Annotated in this window: 22 protein-coding genes and 1 pseudogene; 12 read left to right on the top strand and 11 right to left on the bottom strand. The window is 62.1% G+C overall.

What is annotated here, in order from left to right; all coding sequences use genetic code 11:
• Positions 1-237: 237 nt before the first annotated feature.
• Positions 238-2,019, bottom strand: coding sequence for an ATP-dependent nuclease (locus AC1D3B_RS15560; protein ID WP_478191561.1), 1,782 nt, complete (start codon positions 2,017-2,019; stop codon positions 238-240).
• A gap of 343 nt (positions 2,020-2,362) precedes the next feature.
• Between AC1D3B_RS15560 and AC1D3B_RS15555 the strand changes: the two genes are divergently transcribed.
• Positions 2,363-4,573: a hypothetical protein gene (locus AC1D3B_RS15555; protein WP_478191560.1), complete on the top strand. Its 2,211-nt coding sequence runs from the start codon at positions 2,363-2,365 to the stop codon at positions 4,571-4,573.
• A 33-nt stretch (positions 4,574-4,606) separates the two neighbouring features.
• On the opposite strand, the gene AC1D3B_RS15550 is transcribed toward AC1D3B_RS15555, so the two are convergent.
• The 4 genes from AC1D3B_RS15550 to AC1D3B_RS15535 all read right to left on the bottom strand — a co-directional run bounded on the left by AC1D3B_RS15550 (position 4,607) and on the right by AC1D3B_RS15535 (position 8,663).
• Positions 4,607-4,963, bottom strand: coding sequence for a hypothetical protein (locus AC1D3B_RS15550; RefSeq protein WP_478191559.1), 357 nt, complete (start codon positions 4,961-4,963; stop codon positions 4,607-4,609).
• Positions 4,964-5,273: 310 nt separating this feature from the next.
• Complete coding sequence (locus tag AC1D3B_RS15545; RefSeq protein WP_478191605.1) at positions 5,274-7,475, bottom strand: xanthine dehydrogenase family protein molybdopterin-binding subunit; 2,202 nt, start codon at positions 7,473-7,475, stop codon at positions 5,274-5,276.
• Between the two features lie 65 nt (positions 7,476-7,540).
• Positions 7,541-8,014, bottom strand: a complete 474-nt coding sequence (locus tag AC1D3B_RS15540) for a (2Fe-2S)-binding protein (protein ID WP_478191558.1) — start codon at positions 8,012-8,014, stop codon at positions 7,541-7,543.
• A gap of 76 nt (positions 8,015-8,090) precedes the next feature.
• The gene (locus AC1D3B_RS15535; RefSeq protein ID WP_478191557.1) at positions 8,091-8,663 is read right to left on the bottom strand and encodes a TetR/AcrR family transcriptional regulator; all 573 of its coding nucleotides are present in this window, start codon (positions 8,661-8,663) and stop codon (positions 8,091-8,093) included.
• Positions 8,664-8,857: 194 nt separating this feature from the next.
• Here AC1D3B_RS15535 and AC1D3B_RS15530 point away from each other — a divergent pair, with 194 nt between their 5' ends.
• Positions 8,858-9,622 (top strand): SDR family oxidoreductase, encoded by a 765-nt coding sequence (locus AC1D3B_RS15530; protein ID WP_478191556.1) that lies wholly within the window; start codon positions 8,858-8,860, stop codon positions 9,620-9,622.
• A gap of 6 nt (positions 9,623-9,628) precedes the next feature.
• Positions 9,629-10,534: a LysR family transcriptional regulator gene (locus AC1D3B_RS15525; protein ID WP_478191555.1), complete on the top strand. Its 906-nt coding sequence runs from the start codon at positions 9,629-9,631 to the stop codon at positions 10,532-10,534.
• Between the two features lie 343 nt (positions 10,535-10,877).
• Here the strand turns inward: AC1D3B_RS15525 and AC1D3B_RS15520 are convergent, their stop codons facing one another.
• Both AC1D3B_RS15520 and AC1D3B_RS15515 read right to left on the bottom strand, forming a co-directional pair.
• Positions 10,878-11,036 carry a DUF3309 domain-containing protein gene (locus AC1D3B_RS15520; RefSeq protein WP_478191554.1) on the bottom strand — a complete coding sequence of 53 codons (159 nt, stop codon included), beginning with the start codon at positions 11,034-11,036 and terminating at the stop codon, positions 10,878-10,880.
• Entirely contained in the window at positions 11,033-12,232 is a 1,200-nt protein-coding gene (locus tag AC1D3B_RS15515; RefSeq protein ID WP_478191553.1) for a DesA family fatty acid desaturase, read from the bottom strand. The genes AC1D3B_RS15520 and AC1D3B_RS15515 overlap by 4 nt, the downstream gene beginning before the upstream one ends.
• 394 nt (positions 12,233-12,626) lie before the next feature.
• Here AC1D3B_RS15515 and AC1D3B_RS15510 point away from each other — a divergent pair, with 394 nt between their 5' ends.
• The 4 genes from AC1D3B_RS15510 to AC1D3B_RS15495 all read left to right on the top strand — a co-directional run bounded on the left by AC1D3B_RS15510 (position 12,627) and on the right by AC1D3B_RS15495 (position 15,532).
• Positions 12,627-13,010: a hypothetical protein gene (locus AC1D3B_RS15510; RefSeq protein WP_478191552.1), complete on the top strand. Its 384-nt coding sequence runs from the start codon at positions 12,627-12,629 to the stop codon at positions 13,008-13,010.
• Positions 13,007-13,756 (top strand): sensor histidine kinase, encoded by a 750-nt coding sequence (locus AC1D3B_RS15505; RefSeq protein ID WP_478191551.1) that lies wholly within the window; start codon positions 13,007-13,009, stop codon positions 13,754-13,756. Before AC1D3B_RS15510 ends, AC1D3B_RS15505 begins: the two co-directional genes overlap by 4 nt.
• A 216-nt stretch (positions 13,757-13,972) precedes the next feature.
• Positions 13,973-14,401, top strand: a complete 429-nt coding sequence (locus AC1D3B_RS15500; RefSeq protein WP_478191550.1) for a hypothetical protein — start codon at positions 13,973-13,975, stop codon at positions 14,399-14,401.
• A gap of 396 nt (positions 14,402-14,797) precedes the next feature.
• Complete coding sequence (locus AC1D3B_RS15495) at positions 14,798-15,532, top strand: Crp/Fnr family transcriptional regulator (RefSeq protein ID WP_478191549.1); 735 nt, start codon at positions 14,798-14,800, stop codon at positions 15,530-15,532.
• A gap of 596 nt (positions 15,533-16,128) precedes the next feature.
• On the opposite strand, the gene AC1D3B_RS15490 is transcribed toward AC1D3B_RS15495, so the two are convergent.
• Complete coding sequence (locus AC1D3B_RS15490; RefSeq protein ID WP_478191548.1) at positions 16,129-17,025, bottom strand: LysR family transcriptional regulator; 897 nt, start codon at positions 17,023-17,025, stop codon at positions 16,129-16,131.
• 172 nt (positions 17,026-17,197) lie between these two features.
• Between AC1D3B_RS15490 and AC1D3B_RS15485 the strand changes: the two genes are divergently transcribed.
• Together AC1D3B_RS15485 and AC1D3B_RS15480 are read left to right on the top strand one after the other, a co-directional pair.
• Complete coding sequence (locus tag AC1D3B_RS15485) at positions 17,198-18,769, top strand: AMP-binding protein (protein WP_478191547.1); 1,572 nt, start codon at positions 17,198-17,200, stop codon at positions 18,767-18,769.
• A gap of 10 nt (positions 18,770-18,779) precedes the next feature.
• A complete protein-coding gene (locus AC1D3B_RS15480; protein ID WP_478191546.1) occupies positions 18,780-19,988 on the top strand; it encodes an acyl-CoA dehydrogenase family protein in 1,209 nt (402 codons plus the stop codon).
• A 33-nt stretch (positions 19,989-20,021) separates the two neighbouring features.
• Here AC1D3B_RS15480 and AC1D3B_RS15475 read toward each other — a convergent pair whose 3' ends face one another.
• Entirely contained in the window at positions 20,022-20,972 is a 951-nt protein-coding gene (locus tag AC1D3B_RS15475; protein ID WP_478191545.1) for an IS110 family RNA-guided transposase, read from the bottom strand.
• Positions 20,973-21,201: 229 nt separating this feature from the next.
• On the opposite strand from AC1D3B_RS15475, the gene AC1D3B_RS15470 reads away from it, so the two are divergent.
• The 3 genes from AC1D3B_RS15470 to AC1D3B_RS15460 all read left to right on the top strand — a co-directional run bounded on the left by AC1D3B_RS15470 (position 21,202) and on the right by AC1D3B_RS15460 (position 24,257).
• Positions 21,202-22,173, top strand: coding sequence for a Bug family tripartite tricarboxylate transporter substrate binding protein (locus tag AC1D3B_RS15470; protein WP_478191544.1), 972 nt, complete (start codon positions 21,202-21,204; stop codon positions 22,171-22,173).
• A gap of 280 nt (positions 22,174-22,453) precedes the next feature.
• A complete protein-coding gene (locus tag AC1D3B_RS15465; RefSeq protein ID WP_478191543.1) occupies positions 22,454-23,383 on the top strand; it encodes a class I SAM-dependent methyltransferase in 930 nt (309 codons plus the stop codon).
• A gap of 379 nt (positions 23,384-23,762) precedes the next feature.
• Positions 23,763-24,257 (top strand): methyltransferase family protein, encoded by a 495-nt coding sequence (locus AC1D3B_RS15460; protein WP_478191542.1) that lies wholly within the window; start codon positions 23,763-23,765, stop codon positions 24,255-24,257.
• A gap of 255 nt (positions 24,258-24,512) precedes the next feature.
• Here the strand turns inward: AC1D3B_RS15460 and AC1D3B_RS15455 are convergent, their stop codons facing one another.
• Both AC1D3B_RS15455 and AC1D3B_RS15450 read right to left on the bottom strand, forming a co-directional pair.
• Entirely contained in the window at positions 24,513-24,869 is a 357-nt protein-coding gene (locus AC1D3B_RS15455; RefSeq protein ID WP_478191541.1) for a hypothetical protein, read from the bottom strand.
• Positions 24,870-25,038: 169 nt separating this feature from the next.
• Positions 25,039-25,287 (bottom strand): annotated as a pseudogene (locus AC1D3B_RS15450) (DNA repair protein RadA); the annotation flags it as partial.
• Between the last annotated feature and the right edge of the window lie 55 nt (positions 25,288-25,342).

The following is a 25,342-nucleotide window of genomic DNA, read 5'->3' as shown; positions in this document are numbered from 1 at the left end:
CGTATGCGCCTGCTGATGCCAAGCCTCGAAGGCCCCTTGTTGCCAAAAGCGCGCGCCGAAGCGGTCGAGGTAGAGTCTGATAAAGGACAACTCTTTCGTACCGGAAAGGGTGGTCCCCTCGACCGAAATGTTCCAAGGCACTGTCCCCCTCAATGCGGAGGCCCGGGCGTTCGACTCGAGCCTTCGGGCGACCAAACCTTACGTCGACAGAAACTTGACCTTCTGCCGCCCAGACTCCTAGCTGATGACCTTCGCTTTGCGGAACTCGTCGATTCCGCGCAGTAGAGAAACCAGATCATCCGGCAACTCGTCTTGACGCATGGCATCGACAATCTTGGCGTCCGTCAACGATACGCTGTACGCGTTTTGAACGTGCTCCCGATAGAGTCGCAAAAGCTCTTTGCCCGAGACTATGGATAGACGCTGCTCAGGGGCGTTCCATCGAGCACGAAAATGGCCTGTCGCCTCCCTCATCTTCGTTGCAGTGTCTTTCGACCCACCGCGATGAAAATCCACGTATCGACTCACATACTGCTGCTCCGCCTCATCCTTCAGCTCTTCCGTCAGGCCAAGTAGAGTCTCGAGTGATGCCTCGCCAGGGTCTTTTACAAACGCTCCCTTGGATTGGCGTTCAAGGATCCCCTTCGAAATGACCCGGTCGAGTGCTGCGGGCACCAATAGGTAGTTCTCAATCTCTTTGCGGGCATGCACATGCGAGAACTTTAGCGACGCCTGAAGCTTGGCTTGAACCTCCTCGATCTGTTGGTCGCAGTAGTAATCGCGGTCGTAGATCGCTCCAATCAATAGCTCGGTGCCAAGGGCTTGCTCTACTCCTTGCGCAAGCGCAGAGATGCGAGACCATGAACCGAAGCCGCCTGACGGCATTGCGGCCAAGCCAAGCCCGGCGGCCAGATCGTCCAATCCCAGCCGCCGGGCGAAGCGCCTCAGAAGGGCAAAGTCATAGTCTCCCTCCACAAATAGAACCCTGCGATTGCGGGCAAGCGCCGCGAGAGAGATATTTTGCTGCGACCCCAGCACCGTCATCGTTTTCTGTACGCCGGCAATGTCCTTGATGCGCTCTGCGCTCGCTTTTGTCTTGTCGACTAGGACGATGTCAGCCGGGTCGGCTTCGGCAATGATCTCGGTCGAATGGGTTGCAACCACAATGTCCGGGCCCACGGTCTTAAGGACGCCAAGAAGACGACGCTGAACATCAGGGTGAAGGTAGACCTCCGGCTCATCTACAACGATCATTGAAGCGGACGAAGCTCGGTGTATGTGACTTAGGAGTTGGCACCAGATCTGAAAGCCAAACCCGACCCAGTACAACTCTCGGTCCATGCGACCCTCTTTAACAAACATTGTCAACTCCCTTGTCATTGATAGCGCAGGTCGTTGAAGCTTCATGTCGGGCCAAGTCGCTTCAACTAGCTCGGCGAACTGCTCAAATGTTTCCGGAAAGTGGTACCAGTAGCTTCGAAAATGTAGAGACGCTCTATGAGTCGCTAGAGACGAAGTGACCGTATCTTTCTCACGCAACTGCTCGCGATGCTCAACGGGTCCGAGCACCGGGATGACAACGAGGTCTATGGGGAAATTGGCTTTAAACGCTAGCGGCGTTCTAATCGGGGACCCATTGGCATCCGCGACGAGAATGCAAGTTTCCCGGTCGAAGTACAAGTGCAGGTGATTGCCGTTGCTCAAGCGAAAGCTAACGCGAGAGTCGCCGTCTTCATAATTTGTCGCGACATTCTCAAGAGAGATCGGTAGTTGGCTGGCGGTTACTACATAACCTATCGAATTCAACTCTCCTACGCTCACGCGCTGCGGATTTCTGGTGCGCGCAGCACGTAACGCGACCGCCAGCGTTCTGAATGCGCCAACGATAGTGGACTTGCCTGAGTTGTTTGCACCAGTGAGCACATTTACATGGTCGAGAGAAACACTGTATCGGCTCAGACCCTTGTAGTGGTGGAATGCAACGCTCGTGATACGCACTTGACTTGTTGATTTCGACATTGAAAATTTCCTTCTCGGTCCCGATTCTCATCCGATAGTAGCCGTTCACGGCAAATGAAGCATAAAAATGGTTTGCCATCTTTGCTCATAGCAGCGAGACGATTCAGGACCATCGATGACAACGCGAGACTGTGGGTGTTCCTCCTCAAAGTTGTGGAGAATTAGGTTTCGAGCGAGGGCTCACCCGGACCTTTTTCACGATCAACGCATCTGTTCCCCATCGGACTGCGCTAGACGCGGTGCGACGCACCTAGCATCGTGCGCCGGGTCGCTTCGCCAAATCGCATGCCCAACGCAGCGAAATCGCGCGCGGAATACAGTAGGGTATTGCAGCAAAGACAACATGAATACAAGACAACGGCCTAAACGAGCCTTGGTGGCATATTGCGCACTGGCAGAACGCCTAAGCGTTGCGGGCACTGGCGCGATCAGTTCGCTCACGCCCTTCTTTGCCGAAGTGTGCGAGCAATTTTCTGGTCAGATGTTCGACGCGGCAAAGTTTTCGGCGGCGATGCATGAATGGTACGGAATCCGAATTCCGCGCCTTGCAGCGCTGGGACTCGCAGAACAGCTTGCAGATGAAGGGTTGCTGAAACTGGTCTCTGGATATGCCCATGGCGCTGTCTATCAGTTTGTAGACGGCATTCGAGCCAACAGCGCAGAGGGAATATCGCCATTAACTGAAGTAGAGATCGAACGGATTCTTGGAGAGTTTGTTGGCTATTGTGAAGCGGACGGAACGCTTGGAATCGAATCTTCCGAGGCATTGCATGAGGAATTCCTCGAACGTCTACTTCATGTTGAATCGATGCGTATATTAAGCAGACGAGAAGCCTCCATCGGCGCGAAGAAGACCGCTGAGACGCTCGTTTTGACCAAGCCTGCCGAGCCCTCAAACAATGTGGATAAGCGGACGCTACACCTTGATTTCCTAACGTCCCAGTTCTTGTTGGATCTCCGTGACAACAAGCCCGCAGCGTTTGAAATTGTCTCCAACATCGCTTTTGCGAACATGGCTGCTGAAGCGCTGGCATGTTTTCGTGAACCGATTGATGTCGCGACCACGCTAGCTGGCTTGACGGTCTATATCGACTCACCGTTACTCCTCGACATGCTTGGCGTCAATACGGAGTATGCGGACTACGGCAAGGAGCTTTTGGAGACCATCAAGGCAAGTGGCGCCACGCCGGCTGTACTCGACCATTGCGTCGCGGAAGCTGAAGCTGCGGTGTACGCTTTGGTGAATCATTTGCGCTCAGGTATTAATCAGCTATCGGTTCGCTGGGGAACGTCGGCCAAGCCGGCTGTCCTCTCGGCGCTTGTGGGAAACGTTGGGGAGCGCGCCGAGAAGCGATTGCAGATTGAAGTACACAGGGATCCGGAAATCAATCTCCATCGTCGCGCAGCAGCGGTAGTTGGAGACATTGAAGCGGAACTTAACAGTCGGATGCAAGCCTGGCGAAACGCTGAAGCCAAGGAGCACGATCGAAAGTCCGTTTGGACACTATTGGCTCTCCGCGATACAAGCAAACCATATCCCCGAATCTGTGACGCCCGATGGATGCTTCTGGCAAAGAACACCGCGCTTGTATCGATCGCAAATGACAGTTGGACACGGTGGCTAAAGGGCACCACTAGGCACAGCTCGGCTCACATAGAAAAATGGGCACCGGTGGCTATGTCCGACAAGCAGTTCGCAGGCTATGTATGGGCACGGGCGGGTGGCGGCAGTGTTGCGATGTCGAGGGCTCGACTGCTAGCCCACTGTTCGGCTGCAGTCAGACCAAGGGCGGATGTCAAGGCAAAGGCCTACAACTTAGTCCTTGAACTAAGCGGCAAGGAGGAAGCTGATGACATCGCCGCGCTTCTGGAAGACCGCGAAGGATCTCGGGCTCTTATGCGAGCAACAAAGGGGGATCCAGAAGATGTGACGGCAGAAAGGTTGCCGTTTATTCTCGAGAAAGTGAAGCTTGCTGCTGGTGAGTTCGCAGCAGGCAAGGTCAGGGAAGAGGGAGAGAAGGCGATAGCAGATCTGGCACTCCGACATCAAGAGGCGTTAGTTGAAGTCATGGCCGCTGCAACTGCTTCAATGGAGGAGCAAAAGCGCGTGGCCAACTTGATGGCCGAACGGCTCTCCGAAGAACAACAGGCGCGCGCAACAACTGAACTTGAAAAACATTCCCTTCGGCTGGAACTGGAGACTCGCGAAAGCAAGGAGGATGCAAGAAAGGTGCGCATATTGCGAAGCGGCTTCGACGCGGGCAGAAGTCTGTACAGGGTACTGCGATGGAGCGTTGTTCTAGCGTTCGGCTGTTTGACTTTCTTGGTCGGCTCTGTCGCCAACAACAATCCCAACCTGAATCTGTTGTTTGCCACGCTCCTCGCAGCTGGCAGCTTTTGGTTTGTCCCGGAGGCGCTCAATCGTCCGATCCATGCCGCAGCGATGAGACGTCTCCGCCGGACGGTCGCTACCGCAGATCCGGACGTATCGATTCCCGCAGAGGCCCCGGACTTTTGGCGCGGGCAGTGGGGGCCGATTCTTCGCAAATCTTGAGAAGAGCCAGCTCCCAAGAACTTGCCGCGAGTCTCATTGAAGCGCTTTGCGCACGGTCTGAATCGCAGCCGTCACGATCTGCATCCGCCGCACCATCTCCGCATTGACCACCTCCATCAAGGCGCGCAACTCGGTCGGCTGAATGGGAAACTCCTCGAATTCTTGGAGATAGAGCGGCGTCAAGAAGCTTTGCACGCAGTCATACGCACGATGTGCCGCGCGCAGATTGTTGAACTCGTCCTCCACCAGTAGCACCGCATCGCTCGCGGCCCTGTTCTTGGCTGACTTTCGCGGTGCGGAACTCGTTGTCGGTCGTCGCCTGACAGCTTTGCGCCGTTTGGATTTGGAATCGCCGGAAGAACTCGCAGACGTGCGATCAGACTTGGCCATGTTTTTTGGCCTCCCTAGAAGTTGTCGTTTGCAAAAACGACCGCCTCCGCTTCCAAACGAAGGCGGCAGCTCGAACGGGTTGGAAGACCGGACAACTTCTTACGAACAAACCGGCAGGACTTTCGCCCTCCCGTTCGAGCCGCCAAAAATTGGGACGCGAACGAGGAAGCCGCAGGCCAGAAAGGCTTGCGGCTTCCGCCGTAAGTAAGTTGTTTCGGGCTTCCAAACCCGACCACGTCTTTTTTGCGACGTGGCCCGCGCAGTATGCCAGCGCTATTCGCTAGTGCACCTGTGCACGACTTCTAGTGCCTCAAGCCAACTTGAAAGGCAACCCCCGCACCGCCTTCCCCGTAATCGCCGCCACCGCATTCGCAAACGCCGGCGCCAGCGGCGGCAGCCCCGGCTCACCCATGCCGGTAGGCGCATCCGCACTCGGCACGATATGCACCGCAACCTGCGGCATGTCCGTAATCCGCGGCACGACGAAGTCTCCGAAGTTGCTCTGCTGCACCACCCCATCCTTCAGCGTGATCGCCGCGCCGGGCAGGCACATCGACAGCCCCATCACCGCGCCGCCCTGCACTTGCGCCTCCACGCTCTTCGGGTTGACCGCGAGGTTGCAATGCACGCCCGCCGTCACGTTGTGCAGGATGGGCGTGCCGTCCTTCACCGAGGCTTCGACGACATACGCGACCACCGAGTTGAAGGATTCGTGCACCGCCACGCCCCAGGCCCGGCCCGCGTCGAGCTTCTTCTTGCCGTAGCCGGATTGGTCCACCGCCAGTTGCAGTGCCGCCTTGTGGCGCGGGTGCTGGTCGCCGATGAGCTTCATGCGGTAGGCGACCGGGTCCTGCTTCGTGGTGCGGGCGATCTCGTCGACCAGCGTTTCCATGACGAACGCGGTGTGGGTCGAGCCCACGCTGCGCCACCAGAGCACCGGCACGTTGAGCTTGGGGTGATGCACGGTGAGCCGCATCGGCAGGTCGTAGGGCTCCTTCATGCCTTCGACGGCGGTGGCGTCGATGCCGTCCTTGACCATCATCGGCTCGAACATGCTGCCCATCAGCAGCGACTGGCCGACGATGACGTGGTCCCAGCCGGTGACCTTGCCCTGCGCGTCGAAGCCGATCTTGGCGGTGTGCAGGTGCATCGGGCGGTAGTAGCCGCCCTTGATGTCGTCCTCGCGGCTCCACAGCGTGCGGATGGGCGCGGCAATGCCCGCGGCCTGCGCGGATTTGACGACGCCGCAGGCCTCGGCCACGAAGTCGCTGGTCAGCAGGCCGCGACGGCCGAAGCCGCCGCCCGCCATCTGCACGTGGACCTTGACGTTCTCCGGCGGCACACCCAGCACCTTGGCGGCGGCCATGCCGTCGATGCCGGGCATCTGCGTGCCGGTCCACACTTCGGCCTTGCCTGCCGCGAGGCTGACGGTGCAGTTGAGCGGCTCCATCGGCGCGTGCGCGAGGTAGGGGAAGACGAATTCGGCCTCGATCTTGTGCGGGGCTGCGGCGAGCTTGGAGACGTCGGCGTCGTACTTGCGCTTGCCCGGCTGCTTCGCGAGATCGCGGTATTGCGCGAGCTGCTTGTCGGTGTCGACTTTCTCGACGGCGCTGGTGTCCCAGTCGATCTTGAGCGCATCGCGGCCCTGCTTGGCGGGCCAGTAGCCGTCGGCGACGACGGCCACGCCTTCGGCACCGCGGTCCAGCGGTACGCGCAGCACGGCCTTGACGCCCTTGATCGCCTTCGCGGCGCTGTCGTCCACCGACTTGATCTTGGCGCCGAACACCGGCGGATGCGACACGACGGCGGTCAGCATGCCGGGCAGGTGCATGTCGATGCCGTAGTCCTGGTGGCCGCTGGACTTGGCCTGCGCGTCGAGCCGGCCGGTGGGCTTGCCGATGAGGCGGAAGTCCTTCGGGTCCTTGAGCTTGACGGTCTCGGGCACCGGCAGCTTCATCGCCGCTTCGGCCAGTTCGCCGTAGCCGAGCTGCTTGCCGCCGGGGCCGATGACGACGCCATTGCGAGTTTGCAGCGTGGCGGCATTCACCTTCCACTGTGCCGCCGCCGCGCTGACCAGCATGGCGCGGGTGCGGGCGCCGAGTTCGCGGTATTGCGTGTACGAGTTCTTGATCGAACCCGAGCCGCCGGTGATGTGCATGCCGAAGGCAGGGTCGACATAGGCCGGGTCGTTGGTGCCGTGGACGCTTCGCACCTTCGACCAGTCGGCGTCGAGTTCTTCCGCCAGGATCATCGGCAGGCCGGTCTGCACGCCCTGGCCGAAGTCGAGGCGGTTGATGGTGATGGTGGTCGTGCCGTCGCGGTCGATGTGCACGAAGGCGGCGGGCTGCTGCAGCGGCTTCAGGCCTGCGGGCTTGGCGGCCGCGGCGCTCGTGTCCTGCGCGAGCGCGGCCATCGGGAAGACGCCGAGCGCGAAGCCGCTCACCGCCGTGAGCTTCAGGAAGCTGCGGCGCGGCAGGCCGGTGGGTTCAGGGGTGTCCTCGTGGCGCGTCATCAGCGCGCGGAGGTTGGCGGGCAGCTCGAAGGTGGCTTGATCGAAGTTCATGGTGATTTCCTTCTTCAAGCGAGCGTCTTGGCGGCATCGGCGACGGCGGCGCGGATGCGCGCGTAGGTGCCGCAGCGGCAGATGTTGCCGGCCATGGCCGAGTCGATCTCGGATTCGCTCGGCAGCTTGCCGGGCGCGACGGTTTTCAGGAAGGCGGTGGCCGACATGATCTGGCCGCTCTGGCAGTAGCCGCATTGCGCCACGTCATGCTTGACCCATGCGTCGTGCACGGCCTTGCCGACCTTGTCGCTGCCATCGGTGATGGCTTCGATGGTGGTGATCTTCTGGCCCGCCGCGGCGGAGATCGGCGTCACGCACGAGCGGATCGCCTGACCGTTGAGGTGCACGGTGCAGGCGCCGCACAGCGCCGCGCCGCAGCCGAACTTGGTGCCGGTCATGCCCAGCGTGTCGCGCAGGGCCCAGAGGATGGGGGTGGAGGGGTCGGCGTCGACCTGCCGGTCCTTGCCGTTGATCTGGAGGGTGGTCATGGGTGGGGCTTTCTCTTCTTGGGTGAATATCGATTCGGGCAAACAATAGACCTGTGCGCGGGCCAGGTCAAGGGACTCAGGCTTTGATGCCGTCCCAGCAGAGCGCGAAGGCCATCGCCAGGTTCTCGTCCGTGCGGGCCAGCGCGCCGGAGCGAAGCAGATTGGCGGTCTCGCGCACGGAGCCGCCGAAGCTGTTGGTCAGGAGCACCGTGGGCACGTCCTTCAGGATCTGCTGCGCCTTGGCCGACTCGATCATGTCGACCCAGTGCTTGATGAGCCGGGCGGAGAGGTTGCGGCTCTCTTCGGTGAACCAGGGCGAGTTGTAGTACTGCTCCAGGAAGACGACCTCTGCATAGTGCGTCAGGCGGTGTTCGAGCCAGTTCATCCACATGTGCCGGAAGCGGCTGCGGAAGGGCGCTTTCGGGTCGTCGCCCTGCATGAGGCTGGCGGTGGTCGTCGTCTTGGCCTGCTCGTAGAGCGCGACCATCAACTCTTCCTTCGACTTGAAATAGACGTACAGCGTGCCCGTGGCAAGGCCGGCCTCGCGCGCGATGGCAGCCATGGTCAGGCCACTCAGGCCGGTCTGCTCGACCAGCGCGAATGTGGCCTCGGCGATGGCGCGGAGCTTTTCGTCGTCCTTGGGTTTCACGGGCGCGATCTTAGGGCTTTCCAAATCTTCGACGAACAAAGATTCACCAAAAGTAACGATCACCAATCAAAACGACCCCGGTCGTTCGGCTTTTCCGAAAGCCAACATCGGCATTCGACGTCTAGCGCGAACGCCTTCCGGTCCCCATACTGACTCCATCTGATCGCCTCGATCAACAACCAAAGGAACAAACCATGAACCGTCTCGAAGGAAAAGTAGCTCTCATCACCGGCGCCAGCGCCGGCATCGGCCATGCCACCGCGAAGCTTTTCGCGGCGGAAGGCGCCAAGCTGGTCGTCGGCGCGCGCCGGACGGCCGAACTGGAAAAGCTCGTCGCAGAAATTCGCGCTGCCGGAGGCCATGCCGTCGCACTCGCCGGCGACGTGCGATCCGAAGACTATGCGCGCGCCCTCGTCGCGCTGGCCGTGTCGACTTACGGTCGCCTCGACATTGCCTTCAACAACGCAGGCACCCTCGGCGAAGGCGGCCCCAGCACGGGGATTTCGGAAGCCGGCTGGACCGACACCCTGGCCATCAACCTGACCGGCGCCTTCCTCGGCGCCAAGCACCAGGTCGCGCAGATGCTGGAGAACGGCGGCGGCTCGGTCATCTTCACCTCGACTTTCGTAGGCCATAGCTTCGCGTTCCCGGGCGTGGCTGCCTATGCGGCGAGCAAGGCCGGCCTCATCGGCCTCACGCAGGCGCTCGCCGCCGAGTACGGTCCGCAAGGGGTGCGCGTGAATTCGATCCTGCCGGGCGCCGTCGACACCGACATGTACCGCAGCATGAACAACACCAAGGAGTCGCAGTCCTTCATCACGAACCTCCATGCGCTCAAGCGGGTGGCGACGCCGGAAGAACTGGCGCGCTCGGTGCTCTACCTGGCGTCGGACGACTCGGCGTTCGTCACGGGCACGGCATCGCTGGTCGATGGCGGTGCATCCATCACCCGGACCTGATCGGGCATGGTGAAGCTGGACGGGATGGCCACCTTCGTGGCGGTCGCGGAGTCGGGCTCCATCAGCGAAGCATCGCGACGGCTGAACCTGTCCAAGTCCGTCGTGAGCGAGCGCCTCGCCGACCTTGAGAAGGAACTGGGCGTTCGTCTTCTGCACCGCTCGACGCGCGGGCTGACGCTCACCGAAGACGGCAGCGCCTTCCTGGCGCGCGCCTCGGCCATCATGCGGGATGTCGAGGAGGCGGCTGCCGAGTTGGCGCAGCGGCGCGGCGCGCTGGTCGGGCCGCTGAGGATTTCAGCGCCGGTCACCTTCGGGCGAATGCACTTGGGGCCGGCGCTGTATCCGTTCATCGCGGCGCATCCCGGCATCGAGCTGGCGCTTGAACTGGATGATCGAAGAATCGACGCCGCATCGGAGGGCTATGACGGCGTGGTCCGGAACGGGCCGCTCGTCGATTCGCGTCTGGTGGCGTGGACGCTGGCACGCAGCCGCCGGGCGCTCGTCGCCTCGCCGGACTACATCGAGAAGCACGGCCGGCCCTCCAGCATCGAAGACTTGCAGCGCCACCGGGGCGTGTTCTATACGAACCGGGGCGTTGCGGACTGGCAGTTCCGGCGCGATGGCGAGCTGGTGTCTGTGCGCGCGTCGCGGGCGCTGCGCGTGAACAACGGCGACATGATGCGGGACGCCTGCGAGGCGGGCCTGGGGATCGCGCTGCTACCGACGTTCATCGTTGGGGAGTCTTTGCGGGCCGGCAGGCTGCTTGCCATTGATATCGGGCTTCCTTCGGAGGAAGAGTTTCTGTATGTGGCGCATCCGGAAGGCCGGTCGCCTTCGGCGAAGCTGCGCGCGATGACGGATGCGCTCAAGGCGGCGTTCGGTGATCCGCCCTATTGGGATTCGGGGCTGTGATGCGGGGCAAGCCAGCGCCTATTGCATCTGCCGCATGATGTCCAACGCCTCTTCGATCCGCTCCACCGCATGGATCGTCAGCCCCTCGATCTCCTTAGAGCCCTCGCGCGGTGCGTTCGCCTTCGGCACCACCGCGACGCCAGAACCGTGCGTTGTGGATGGTGTCGAGATGCTAGTACCCAGTCTCCATAGATGCGTCAGCAATGCACCGAAAGCCGGCCTTCGAACTTGGGCGGCGAACTGGAACTATCGGCCATCAACAGACCTTCGTACCTCAAGCCTCGATGTCCGGTCAAGCGCAGCGAGCGGTCATAGAGACCCGCCCGAAGCGGCGACTGCGCCGCTATATCTTTCCCATCAGCAGCAATACGATCAGGACCAGCAACACCAGCCCGATGCCGCCGCTGGGGCCGTAGCCCCATGCACGACTGTGGGGCCAGGTTGGCATCGCGCCGACGAGCATCAGGACCACGATGATCAACAGAATTGTTCCCAATGTCATTTCATGTCTCCTCTCAGTGAGTCGTAGCAGCGCAGGGTTCGAGAGAACTCACGCAGCACACCGATGCCGCTTTCCTCGGCGTGCCGACACCAGTCTTCCAACTGCTTCACCAACTGCTCGTTCGAGGCGGTAGATCGGCTCCACAGGCCAGTGAGATCCTGCCGCATCGAATAGATGGTGCGCAGCACGTTGCTGCGGTCCAGCGCTTGTCTCAGGACCGCGCGCTGCGGTTCGGGCAATTGCGTCGCATCTCTTTGCAGCAGGTACTTGACCGGGTCCAGCGCCTTGAAGTCCATCGAACCGGGCAGCACACTGGCTCGGAGGCTGCGAATTTCCCTCACGGCAACCGGACGCAGCGATCGGGCGAACCTGGCCAGCACCTCGTAGCGGTGAGTGACGACGGCTTGCAGGGTGCCCGAGTCACATCGAGTCTTGGATGCGTCGTAGCGAATCCTCGGTGCAACTCTGCGCACCTTTGCAAGGTGCAGCGTCGCCAATATGCGGATGTACATCCAGCCGATGTCGAACTCCCACCATTTGTTCGACAGCCTGGCGGAGGCGACGTAAGCGTGGTGGTTGTTGTGGAGTTCTTCGCCGCCGATCAGGATGCCCCAAGGCACGACATTGCTGGAGTTGTCGTCGGGCGAGAAGTTGCGGTAGCCCCAGTAGTGACCGATGCCGTTGATCACGCCCGCTGCGAAGAGCGGAATCCATAGCATCTGCACCGCCCACATGCTGAGCCCGATCGGGCCGAACAGGGCGATGTCGATTCCCAGCATGAGGCCGATGCCGAGCCGGGTGTACTTCGCGTACAGGTTGCGCTCGATCCAGTCGTCCGGCGTGCCGCGGCCATATTGTTCGAGCGTTGCGGGGTTCCGGGCTTCCACGCGATAGAGCTCGGCGCCCTTGAACAGCACTGTCTTGATCCCGTGGAACTGCGGGCTATGGGGGTCTTCCGAGGTTTCGCATTCGGCGTGGTGCTTACGGTGAATCGCCGCCCATTCCCGGGTCACCATGCCGGTGGTGAGCCACAGCCAGAATCGGAAGAAGTGGCTGATGGCGGGGTGAAGCTCCAGAGCTCGATGCGCCTGTTGTCGATGCAGGAAGATGGTGACCGCTGCGATGGTGACGTGGGTCAAGCCCAGCGTGACGAGCACGAGTCCCCACCACGGCAGATCGAGCAGGCTGAGTTTCATCACAAATCCATTTCAGGACTGCGCGGCGACCACCGTTGATCTTGGAAGTTGCCTCGATGTCCAGACTGCAATGCTAGGCAAACGAAGGCCGCTGTCTGTGCGCTGCCGAACAGCGAGCCGGCTTCTTCGCGTCCGGGCTGGCTTCAATCTCCACCGGGGATGTCGAGCTTGCCGAACCCCGCTCTCCTCCATGGTCTTACTCTTGTCGTCGAAGTTAATGGAAAGTCCCCTTGCGAGTTCGTCAAGAGGCGTTACGTTCGGCGGCGCACATATATCAAGCACAAAATGGTGCAGGATCGCAGAAGTCCTGCGTAAATGCGTCAGACGCTCACTGCAAGCCCGCTGAACGCTTCAGCTTGCACGAATCCGGGGGCCACCGACGAAGGAGGATCACATGCATAAGTTTCTAGCCAACAACCGGGAAGAGTTGATTGCTCGGTGCAAATCGAAGGTCGCGCAGCGGCCCAGGCGGGCAGCGACCGAAGCGCAGCTTGCCAACGGCATCCCGCTCTTTCTGGATCAGCTCATGAGAACGCTGCAAGCACAGGAAAACGGTGAACTTGGCGAGAGCTTCAAGATTTCCGGTGCCGCTGGCGGCGACGCAACCTCTCTGTCCGAGATGGGCCTGAGCGCCGCCGCGCATGGCAAGGCACTCTTGGGGCTTGGATTTTCCGTGGACCAGGTTGTGCACGACTACGGCGACCTTTGCCAAGCCATCACAGACCTCGCGGTCGAGCGCGAGGCACCCCCTTCTCCGTCGATGAATTCCGCACATTGAACCGTTGCCTCGACAACGCAATTGCCGATGCGGTCGCTGAGTTCGGCGTCTGGCGTGACGCGAACGTCGCTCTGCAGCAGTCCTCCGAGGAGAACGAGCGTCTCGGCGTGCTGGTTCATGAGTTCCGAAATTACCTGCACTCCGCAACGCTCGCATTTGCGGCACTGGAATCGGGGAAAGTGCCAATCAGTGGTGCGACCGGCGCCGTGTTGAAGAGGAGTCTGGCTTCTCTGGCGGCCTTGCTTGACACGTCGCTATCGCAGGTCAGAGGCGCAGCTGAAACGCCGCACGCGGAAGCTTTTTCGCTCGCGTCGTTTGTAGCAGAGGCCAAGACTACCGCCTCGTTGAACGCGAGTGCCAAGGGTTGCACGTTTTCGGTCTCCGACGTCGACGCCGCACTGGGTATCTCCGGGGATCGAGACCATCTGTTGGCAGCCTTGGTGAACTTGCTCAGCAACGCATTCAAGTTCACCCTCCCTCATACGGAAGTCACGCTGAGCGCCTATGCCAAGGGGGACCGTGTTCTGGTCGACGTCAAGGACAACTGCGGAGGGCTCCCGCCAGGAGCTACCGCAAGCATCTTTCGACCTTTCATGCAGGTCGGCGAGGACAAGAGCGGTTTGGGACTTGGTCTTTCCATTGCACGGCGGCACGTCGAGGCTGACGGTGGTGTCTTGCGCGTTCGGGACATAGCAGGCGTCGGGTGCGTTTTCACCATTGAGCTTCCCCGTCGAATGCTTCATTAGAAAGCGGCATCGCGGCTGCTCCGACCAGCTCTCCAGCGCCGGCAATCCTGGCTCAAAGCTCGTCTCGGCGGTTCGTGCTCGGTAGCGCACAGACAAGACGCGCTCGACCGTCTACAAATACTGAAGCCAAGGTGGTATCGCGCACTTTGCCGGGCGCTCGAGTAAGGCGCAGCCAAAGCCTGCGATCTCCAGTTTTATGGGCGAAGAGAGGTTCGTATGAACACGCATTTCAATCTCAAGGCTTCGATGCTTGTTGTTGCCATGCTGGTGCTGCCAATGGCACAGGCAGCGACGTTGCACAAGGCTGAGTATCAGGATGGCAAGACCCGCATCAGCGCGGAGGTCAAGGCGGACAAGGCGGCGTGCGCCTCATTGGCTGACAACGCCAAGGACATCTGCGTAGAAGAAGCCAAGGCCAAGGAGAAGGTCGCGCGCGCCGAACTGGAATACGGCTACACCGCCAAATCCAGCGACCGGAACAAGGTGCTGGTGGCGAAGGCTGAGGCAGCCTACGACGTCGCCAAGGAAAAGTGCGATGGCCAGTCTGGCAATGCCAAGGTCGCAACCGAGAAGTGCGACGGCATGTCGGGTGATGCCAAGGCAAGTTGCATGGGTGTCGCCAGGACAAAGTTCGGGAAGAACTGAATCTGTGATGCGCTGAAGGATTGTTCACCATGGAAGCCTGCAAGCCCAATGGTCTCTGGTCGACCACGGAGGGCCTGGTCGAAAACGACATCGCCGGGCTCGCGCAACACATGAAGCAATGCGAGCGCGCACTCGGTCGTGTCCCACGACTGCACTCGGCGGCGGATACTGTGCGAATGAAGATGGGGTCACACATTGTGACGTCGGCGTGCTTGGTGGGCGCCGTCGGAAGTTCCCTGGTGCTAGCGTTCGCCCACTTGGGATTGCTCTAGTTCCCGATCTCTCTCGCGCACCCACGCGGTCAAGAATTGGCTATCTCTTTCGTTTGTGCGATAGCGCACGCCCGCAGTCTGTTTGCTACAGAATATTGGTGAACTTCGCGGGCCGCGGTTCGCCATGTCATTGACGCCATTTCCGCCGCGCTCTGCTGCGGCGCACAACGACCTCTTGGGGGCGATGCCTCCACAGGTTCGGGCCGGCCTGACGCCGCTTCTTCAGCACGTTACGCTCAATCTGGGAGAGGTTCTGTACGAGTCGGGCGCCGCGCAGCAGTACGTGTATTTCCCGACCGACTGCATCGTCTCGTTGTTGTACGTCCTCGAGAACGGGCAATCCGCGGAGATTGCGGTCGTGGGATTCGAGGGGATGGTCGGCGTATCGCTACTGATGGGCGGCGGCAGTACGCCAAACCGAGCTGTGGTGCAAAGCGCAGGTCATGCGTTTCGGCTGGGCGCGAGCCACATCAAGCAGTTGGTCGAGAATGGCGGCCCCTTGCTGCATCTGCTTCTGCGCTACACCCAGACGTTGATCACCCAGATGTCGCAGACGGCGGTGTGCAACCGGCACCATTCACTTGAACAGCAGCTGTGCCGCTGGCTCTTGCTGAGTCTCGACAGGTTGCCTGGCAACGAACTATCGATGACGCAGGAACTCATTGCCAACATGCTCGGTGTGCGGCGCGAGGGCGTGACCGAGGCGGCAGGCAAACTGCAGCGGTTGAACCTCATCACATACAGCCGGGGGCACATTCTGGTTCTTGACCGCGTCGGTCTCGAACGGCACGTGTGCGAATGCTATGCGGTGGTGAAGCGCGAGACCGACCGCCTACTGCCTCACGAAATAGCGACATGACCAAGTCTGCTAGGTCAATCGCGGGACCGTCGCGGCGATCAAGGCGCTGCATGATGGCCCGTAGCCCGAAGGAGAGGAGGCAGGCGCTTCGTTATCGTGCTACGGCAAGCGACGTCGCATTCGGCGCGACCGTGCATATGATCGACGAACGGTAGGCAACGACCGCTTGCGGTCGTGTTGCGGTCACACGCGACGCTACGTGGGAAGACGGCACTGGGCCCTGAGCAGAATTCGAATCGCGACCGCAAACTTCCGAAATGCTGACGAAAGCAGTTGCCCAATGCGTCGCGCCCTGGACTTCTTCTGGCTACGAGGCGAGCCATTGAGACGGCCGGCACTTGACCTCGATGCCGAGCTCAGCATCAGGCCCTCAGGAACAGCCGCTCCGATTCAGAAACATTTCAACAAGAAGCTCGGCATCTACGAGGTGCAAGCGTGCTCGCCAGCCATGTGCGCAGATAGCCGGGAAAGAGTCGCGACCCGGCCGACCGGCTGAGCGCGAGGCGCGAGTGACGCGTCATGTACGCCGCCCTAGTCCCGGACGCCCGATGGCGTGGCGTAGCGAAGCACAGGGACCGGTCGGAGACTGACGACCGCTACTCGGCGCCCTCTCGCAGGATTTCAAGAAAGCGCATCGCGAGCGGCGAGAGCACGTTTTTCTTCCGCATGACCACGCCGATGGCCCTCGTGAAGCGCGCCTCCGCGAAGGGCAGCGGCACGAAGCCCCCGCCACCCGGCCCTGCCAAGCTGGCTTCGCTCATGAGCGCCACCAGGTCGCTGTGCGCGAGCAATCGGCTCAGCGGAGACGCCGTGTTGCTCACCTCGACCGCCACACGCGGGGGTGGAAGGCCGGCCTCGGCCAACCTTGCCTCAACCCCGCGGCGGGCAGCGACGTCGGGACCCGGCAGCATCCACTGCGCATCCACCAGATCCTGCAAGCGCACGCGTCGGCGCGACAGCAGAGGATGGCCTTCGCGCACGATCATGCAGAGGTCGTCCTTCATCAGCGGCAACGCCTGTAGGTCATCGGGCAACGCCCGCGGGATCGCGTTGATGCTCAGGTCCAGGTCGCCCAGTCGCAGCGCGGCGAGCAGCGTGTCGTTCAGATTGATCATCAAGCGCAGCCGCGCGGCGGGGCGCTGCTGATGCAACTGCAGGAAGGCCGGCACAAACAGGCGATCCGCGTAGAGCGGAGACACGCCCACGCGCAACGTGCCCATCGCGCCCAGGTGCAGGTCCGCGGCTTCCTTGATGGCGTCGCCCAGGCTGGCGCGCAGGGTCTGCGTACGCTGGCGGAACTGTTCGGCCACCGGCGTGAGCGTCATGCCGCGCGCGCCTCGCTCGAACAGCGGAAAGCCCAGTTCCTTCTCCAGCCGCTGCAGACCCTTTGTCAGAGCGGGTTGTGACAAGCCCAGAGCCGCGGCAGCGCGGCGCACCTGCCCGTGCTGAGCCACCGCCAGGAAATAGTCAATGTCGTCCAGCCGCAGGGCCATGGCGTACCTCCGTGAAGATTCCCGTTGCACGCGGGTGTACGCCATCCGATAACCGTCCGTTATCGGACAACGCGACTGGATTATCCGCAACAAGGCCACCGCTTCCTAGACTTCCGCATCACTTTCGGAGACAACAGATGAACCACAGCCCTTGCCGACCGGAGCGCCAATCATGAATCTCGGTATGTACCTCGCGCGCGGCGCCCGCCAGTGGGCGGAGCGTCCTGCCGTACTCTTCCGCGACGGCGCTCTCACCTACCGTGATCTGGAACTGCGCTCTAACCGGCTCGCCCACGCCCTCAAGGCGCTGGGCCTGCAGCGCGGCGACCGCGTGGCCGTGGTGTCACCCAATCGGCCGGAAATCGTGGAGCTGGAGTGCGCGCTCTACAAGGCTGGCCTCGTGAAGGTAGCACTGAACTCGCGGCTCGCACCCCAGGAGCTGGCAGACGCGCTCGCCAACGCCGAGCCCATGGCCTGTCTTGCCGGACCCGAACACCGGGGAATGGTCGAAGAGGCTTCTGCAAACGTGCCGTGTTTGACGCACCGAATCGCGTTCGATACTGGACCCGCGAACGAAAAAGGTGGTTGGCTCTCGTACGAAGCGCTTTTGGCCCGCGCTCCCGACACGCACATGCACGAGGAGATGCGGCCTGAGGAATTGGCCGTACTGCACTACACCTCCGGATCAACTGGCAAGCTCAAGGCCGCGATGCAGACGGTGGGCAACCGCTATGCGTCGCTGCGCAAGAATGTCATGGGCCGCATGAATGCCGCCCCAGGCGACGTGCTCATGCTGTCCGGCCCGATCACGCACGCCAGCGGCATGTTCATCCAGCCGATGCTGTTCCAGGGCGCGACCATCCTGCTGATGGAAGGTTTCCGCCCCGCCGAGTACCTGGAGGCCATCGAGAAGCACCGCGTCACCATGGCCTTCCTGGTCCCGGCAATGATCTACGCGCTGCTGGCCGAGCCGAGCATCCGCACGCGCGACCTCTCCAGCCTGCGCCTCTTGAGCTATGGCGCTGCACCGATGTCGCCGGCACGCATACGCGAAGCCTGGGCTGCATTTGGCCCTGTGCTGGCGCAAGGCTACGGCGCGGGCGAGACCACCGGCGGCGTCGTGGGTCTTGGCGTCGCCGACCACGCCGCGGCCATCGAGGATGGCAAGGACGCGCTGCTGTCTGCGTGTGGCCGTCCTTTCTGCGAGTCGGATGTCCAAGTGCTGGACGACGCGGGACGGCCCGTCAGCGGCGACGCGATCGGCGAGATCTGCGTGCGTGGCCCCGACGTATTCGCAGGCTACTGGCGTGAGCCCGAACAGACCGCGCAGGCACTGGATGCCAGCGGATGGCTGCACACCGGCGACCTGGCGCGCGTAGACGAGAAAGGCTACATCTACATCGTCGATCGAAAGAAAGAGATGCTGGTCTCCGGCGGCTTCAACGTTTACCCGAGCGAGATCGAGTCGGTGCTGGCCCAGCACCCCGCGATCTACGAGGTGTGCGTGGTCGGCGTGCCCGACGACCACTGGGGCGAGACGGTCAAGGCAGTTGTCGTCTTGCGAGATGGTGCCCGCGCGGATGACGGGGAGATCATGGACTTCTGCCGCGGGCGGCTGGCGGACTTCAAGCGGCCGCGCTCGGTCGATTTCGTGCCGCAGTTGCCGAAGAACGGCAACGGGAAGCTCTCGCGCAAGGATGTGCGCGAGCACTACTGGCGCGGCCGCGAGCGGCGCGTGAACTGAGGAGACCGTCATGAATGCCATCAACCCGCCCCTGCGCATGCCGCTGCCTCCTTTCGAGGGTTCCGACGCCGCACGTGACTTCATCGCCCGACTCGACACATTTCTTCGCGAAGAGCTGCAGCCGCTCGCTACCGAGCACCACATCACTTCCGAGAACGGCGCGCCGCGCGCGCTGCTGGAGCTGGTGTGGAAGCGCTCGCGTGACCTTGGTTTCTACGGCATGACGCTGCCCAAGACGCTGGGCGGCGCCGGCTTCAACGTCGTCGATCACGCGCTGATCAAGGAGTTCATCTACGCTAGTGGTTCCCCTTTCGCGCCACACGTCCTTGGCGAGCTGACTGGGCCGCCGCGCGTGGGCGCGCTGGCCAAGCAGGCGACGCCGGACCAGATGGAACGTTTCATCCTGCCCGTCGCACGCGCTGAAAAGGCGATCTGCTTCGCGATCACCGAGCCCGAGGCGGGCTCGGATGCCGGCGCACTGCAAACGCGCGCCGTGCGCGACGGCGACAGCTTCGTGCTGAACGGGACCAAACGCTTCATCTCGGGCTCCCCCTTCTGCGACTTTGCAGTGATCATTTGCTCGACGAGCGAGGACCCGGCGGTGCGCGAGACGACGGCCTTCTTCGTCGAGCGCGATCGCGAAGGCTTCCGCGTCGAAGCAGGCTACAAGACCATGGCGGGCCAATCGCACACAGGCAACATCGTCCTGACCGACTGCCGTATTCCAGCCGCCAACCAGATCGGCGAGCGTGGCCGCGGACTGGCGCTGGCCCTGGGGCGTATTACCGTCAACCGCCTGCTGCACTGCCCTGCGATGCTCGGCTTGGCTCGGCTGGCACTGGAGGACTCGCTGGCGCATGCTGCGACGCGGCGCCAGTTCGGCCAGCCCATCGGCGCCTTCCAAGCCGTGCAGCACTTGCTGGCCGACATGGCGACCGAACTTGCCGCAGCGCGCGCGTTGATGCTCAGCGTGGCGCGCAGCCTGGACGCAGGTGGCGAGGCGCGGGCCGATGCATCGATGGCGAAGCTGTTCTGTTCGGAGACCGCCTTCCGCATCGCCGATCGTGCCGTGCAGGTGCATGGCGGTGAAGGCATCGTGCAGGGCAGCCGCGTCGAATTCCTCTTCCGGCTGCTGCGCATGTACCGCGTGCTGACCGGCACCAGCGAAATCCAGCGCAACACCATCGCCCGCGAACTACTCGGCCACGCGGTGCGCTAAATCACAGATCAGCAACCATCTTGAATGACTAGCTCAAGCAATACCCGCAATCTCGTGGCTCCAGGGCGACTTGGTGCGAGCGATGGCGTTCAGGATGATCAGCAGCTTGTGCATGCAGGCCACGAGGGCGACCTTCTTGGGCTTGCCCGCGGCCAACAGCTTTGCGTAGAAGGCCTTGAGCACAGGATTGAATCGCGTGCCCACCAGGGCCGCCACATAGAGCACGCGACGCACGTCGGCTCGGCCGCCGAAGATATGACGTTGCCCGCGCAAGGTGCCCGAATCGCGGTTCATGGGGGCCAGGCCCACCAGCGAGGTGATCTGCTTGCGGTTGAGGTGACCGAGTTCGGGCAGTTGCGCCAGCAGCGTGCTGGCGGTCGTGGGGCCAACGCCTTTGACGGAGGTCAGCAGTTTGGCCAAGTCGGCGTGGTGGGCCTGCACGTGTTCGCGCAGTTGCCCGTCCACGTCGTGGAGCTGGGCGGCGATCGCATCCATGATCGCCAGGATGCTGGCCTTGGCCTTCGGGTGGGCCAGCGCAAGGCGCTGGCGCTCGGCCACCAGCATGGCGACCAATTGGCGTCGACGCGTTACCAGCGCGGTGAGTTCGCGCTGCTGCTCATCGAGCAGTGCACGCGGCTCGTGACCCTGCGCGTCCAGCAAGGCGGCGAAGCCGCGCAGCACCTGCGCGTCGATGCGATCGGTCTTGGCCAACTTGCCCGTGCAGCGCGCAAAGTCGCGTGCCTGGCGCGGATTGATGACCGACACGCGCAGTCCCGCTGCAGCCAGCGCGAGCGCCAGGAGCCGCTCATGGCCGCCCGTGGCCTCCAGCAGGACCAGGCGCGGTGCCAGCGGTACCAGCACCTGGCACAACTCGGCGTGGCCCGCCTCGTCATTGCCCAGGCTCAAGGTTTGCGCCTCGCCGCTGACAGCCACCTCGAAGCTGGCCTTGGCGACATCGATGCCCACATAGACAGGTTCACTCATAGCAGTTCTCCGGCTCCCAGCCTTATGAATACGAAATGTGTTCGTTCAACCATTCGGGATGCAGCAGAACAAAGAGACCACCACCGCGCGCCCTGTGCTGAGGTTCGAGCTCGGGCTCGCAGGAGACCCAGGCTGCGCGGTGGCGAGTCAACCCGTTCACTGATCGACGTGCTCGCATGCACTTCGACCACTGAAGTTTGAATTATTTGAAAGATATAAGGAGACAAGCATGCAGACAATCACCCGACGCGGCCTGTTGCTGGCCACCGCCGGCCTCGCACTGCACGGTGCGGCGCTGGCGCAGGATTACCCCGCACGGCCGATCAAATGGGTCGTGCCGTACCTCGCCGGCACCGCCCCTGACACGACGGTACGCATCACTGCCGAGGCAATGTCGCAGATCCTCAAGCAGCCGGTGGTGGTCGAAAACAAAGGCGGCGCGGCCGGCAATCTGGGTGCGCAGCTCGCGGCCCGCGCCCCAGCCGATGGCTACACGTGGGTTTACTCCGCGACGCCTATGGCGACCAACATGCGCATGTACCGCAAGTCCGGCTATGACGTAATGAAGGACTTCATCCATGTGGGCGGGATCACCCGCTCGGACGTGGTGCTGGTCGTGGCGGCAGATAGCGGCATCCGCGACGCCAAGGAGCTTGTCGAACGCATGCGGCAGCAGCCGGGCAAGTTGTCCTATGCATCCGGCGGCGTGGGTACCCCGGCACACATGGGCGCCGAACTCATCCTCAAGACGACCGGGACGCAGGCGCTACACGTTCCTTACAAGGGCGCGTCGGAATCGGCGAATGCCGTGTTGGGCAAGCAGGTGGACTTCGCGCTCACCATCAGTTCGGTATCGCTGCCCCACATTGCCGGCGGGAAGCTGAAAGCGCTCGCGGTGACGGCGCCTACCCGCAATCCACGGCTCCCCGAAGTTCCCACACTCGCGGAAGCGGGCATACCAAATGTCACGCTGGTGTCCTACGGAGGGCTTTCGTTGCCGACCGGGACACCCGCACCAATCGTGCAACGCGTCTCTGACGCGCTGCAGAAGGCGTTAATCGACCCCGGCGTCCGTGCGAAGCTCGAAGCCAACGGCGGCGCCGTCGTGGCCAGCAAGTCCGAGGAATACGCTCAAAGCCTCGAATCGGAGATTGCGTTGACGGAGAAGATGATGAAGGCCACCAACGTCACGGCGCAGTGAATCCCGGTGCCCCGGACGTGAAGGACCACATGCGGGTGATCAATGTTCGCCGTCACGTCAAACGATTTTCAGAATCAGGCCTACGCGTGACCTGCGGTATCCCATGAACCCCGATGGATGACCGGTTACCCCGATTGCGGACCTAGACGCCAACCAGACGAAGGTCTGGAACTGGCCGACTGTAGCCTGTCGGCTACCAGGAGCTTCGGGCCCATTGCAGCCTCACGGTTCGGTTGTAAGCTGCCGCTCGCTCGTCTAGTCAGCAACCTTGGAGAATCTGTTGAACCCGTCGACACCCAGCCGCACCGCACTTGCAACTTCGCTCATGCGAGCAGTTCATTCGCGCAACGACCCCCTGCCACTCCTGAGCGATACGTGGGGAGATCGCCTTGTCCCGGAATCGGCGCAGGCCGCCTTGCTTCAGCGTGCGATGGCACGCATAGAGGCCACCAAGCCGGGTTTGACACTGGATGGCGTTCAGGGTCTCGACCTCGCTCTTCGGTCCAATCCCGCCTACGGGGGCGTGATCCTTCGGTCCCGATACACGGAGGACGCGCTCAAGCAGGCCGTAGCGAGCGGCATCGTTCAATACGTCATCATCGGCGCCGGGTTCGATAGCTTCATCTGCCGGCGCTCGGCATGGGCAGAGGGCGTGACGATCATCGAGGTGGATCATCCGGCGACGCAGCGGCTGAAGCGTGAACGCCTGGCTGCCTGTGGCGTGAGCGTCCCCGGCTCCGTGGAATTCGTCGAAGCCGACCTGTCGATGGAGGCATTGGGAACGGCGCTGACGAGATCTTCGTTTCAGGGTGACCGTCTCACCTTTTTTTCCTGGTTGGGCGTCACGACTTACCTGACCCGGGAGGCAAACCTCAAAGCCCTTCGATCAATTGCCACCTGCGCGCGTGCGGGAAGCGAGATGGTCTTCACGTATGTTGACGAGGCCATCTTTCGCCCGGACCATGCAGTCGATGAAGAGTTTCTCAGACTCAAGAGCAACGTCGCTGCTGCCGGAGAAGCGTTTCTATCCGGGTTCGACCCGCGAACCATCAACGATTTGCTGCTCGAAACCGGGCTACGACTCCTCGAGGATCTGGATGGAAACCAAGCCGCTGCTCGCTACGACGCTGGCGGACTCAACGCCTTCAGGACCTCTAAAGCCGCGCATATGGCCCATGTGCGGCTGGTCGGCGCTGATTCGCTTGCATAGAACGGGGCCGTGGCTCGCGTAGCGCGATTGGTCGAAATCAGAGTTGTCTGAGACTTCGGTGGATGTGGACCACGAGCAGCAGAGGTCGGCTTTGGAGCGATCTAGACAACATGAGGCGAACTTCCGCTCCTGGCCGACTGTAGCCTGTCGGCTACCAAGAACTTCGGGCCCATCACAGTCTTTCGGCTTCGTCCCAAGCATGCCCGCAATGCGAGCTGAACCGGCCGTTGCAATCCCTCGGGCGCGGGACCTTCTTCGGGACACTGCCGGCGAAGATGGAAGTGCTCCCGAGTCGACTACACCCCCGCACAGGACATCACGCGACGCCAGCGCTCGCCCAATCCGCACGATTCGCGGCGGCGTTGAGTATCATCCTATCGTGCAGCGCGCCGCCGCGATCATCGGTTCCGCGATCTTCCTGATCATCGCTCCGGGCACGCTCGCCGTGTACGTCCCTTGGTACCTCACGCACTGGCACTTCGCGCCTTCGCTATTCCCGATCGCGCGCGTGCTCGGCGCCGCCCTGATCGTCGCCGGGTTGCCCATTTTGCTCGATTCGTTCGCTCGCTTCGCGTTGCAGGGCCTCGGCACACCGGCGCCTGTGATGCCTCCCAAGCGCCTCGTTGTCACCGGGCTCTATCGCCACGTCCGCAATCCGATATACGTCGCAGTCACGGCGTTGATCGCAGGCCAGGGCCTCCTGTTCGGGAGCGTCACGGTGCTGGAGTACAGCGCGATCGTGTGGGCCGGATTCTTCTTGTTCGTTGTCGCCTACGAAGAGCCCACGCTGGGCGAGCAGTTCGGCGACGAGTACAAGCGCTACCGGGCAAACGTGAGGCGATGGTTACCTCGCATCACCCCATGGCGCGGGTAGGTGGTAAGAACGCTGCGTGCGCGTCGTCGTCCAGCATCGCAGCCGCTACCATGACCGATGAGAGCCGACTGAACCACGAGGGGCTGCGGCAGAGAAAGTCTGCAGAAGTCCACCCGCGAGGCGCGAAGGTCGCGGATGGGCCCATCCTTGCTGTACGCGCTTTGCGCGTGAATGACCGCTGGCGCGCCTTCAACGGTCGTCCCGCCAGACGATGAATGCGTTCGTCACCGACCGCGCACAACGACCAGACTAGCCTCAGTGAAGCGCTTTGCGCACCGACTGAATCGCTTCGGTCACGATCTGCATTCGCCGCACCATCTCCGCGTTGACTACCTCCATCAAGGCGCGCAACTCGGTCGGCTGAATGGAGAACTCCTCAAATTCTTGGAGATAGAGAGGCGTCAGAAAGCTCTGCACGCAGTCGTAAGCACGATGCGCCGCGCGCAGGCTGTTGAACTGGTCCTCGACGAGTAGCGCTGCTTCACGGGCCGCCTTGTTCGTGGCGGCTGTCTGAAGCGCGGGACTTGTCGCCTGTCGGCGTTCAACGGCCTTGCGCCTTTTGGATTTGGAGTTGTCGGAAGAACTCGCGGCGACGCGACCAGACTTAGCCATTTTTTTAGGCCTCCCAAGAGATTGCGGTTTGCAGAAACCGCCGCTCCCGAGACCAATCGAGGGCGGCAGCTCGACGAGTTGGACTTACCGGGCAACCTCTTGCGAGAAACCGGCCGAGCTTGCGCCCGCCCGTCGAGCCGCCATAAGGGGGCACGCAGTATGCCAGCGCCTATTGCATCTGCCGCACGATGTCCAACGCCTCCTCGATCCGCTCCACCGCATGGATCGTCAGCCCCTCGATCTCCTTCGAGCCCTTGCGCGGCGCATTGGCCTTCGGCACCACCGCCACACTGAACCCGAGCTTGGCTGCTTCGCGCAATCGCTCCTGACCGCGCGGCGCCGGCCGCACCTCGCCGGCCAGCCCCACTTCCCCGAACGCGATGAAGCCCTTGGGCAGCGGCTTGGATGGGATTCCAGAGCAAGAATCGGAGTTCTGAAGCCGGCAGCGCCCGATAGATTGAGTGCTTTCCATC

It is taken from the genome of Variovorax sp. P5_A3, assembly GCF_056400665.1.
Note: the sequence above shows the minus strand (reverse complement) of the source record. Positions and strands in the feature narration are given on the sequence as shown.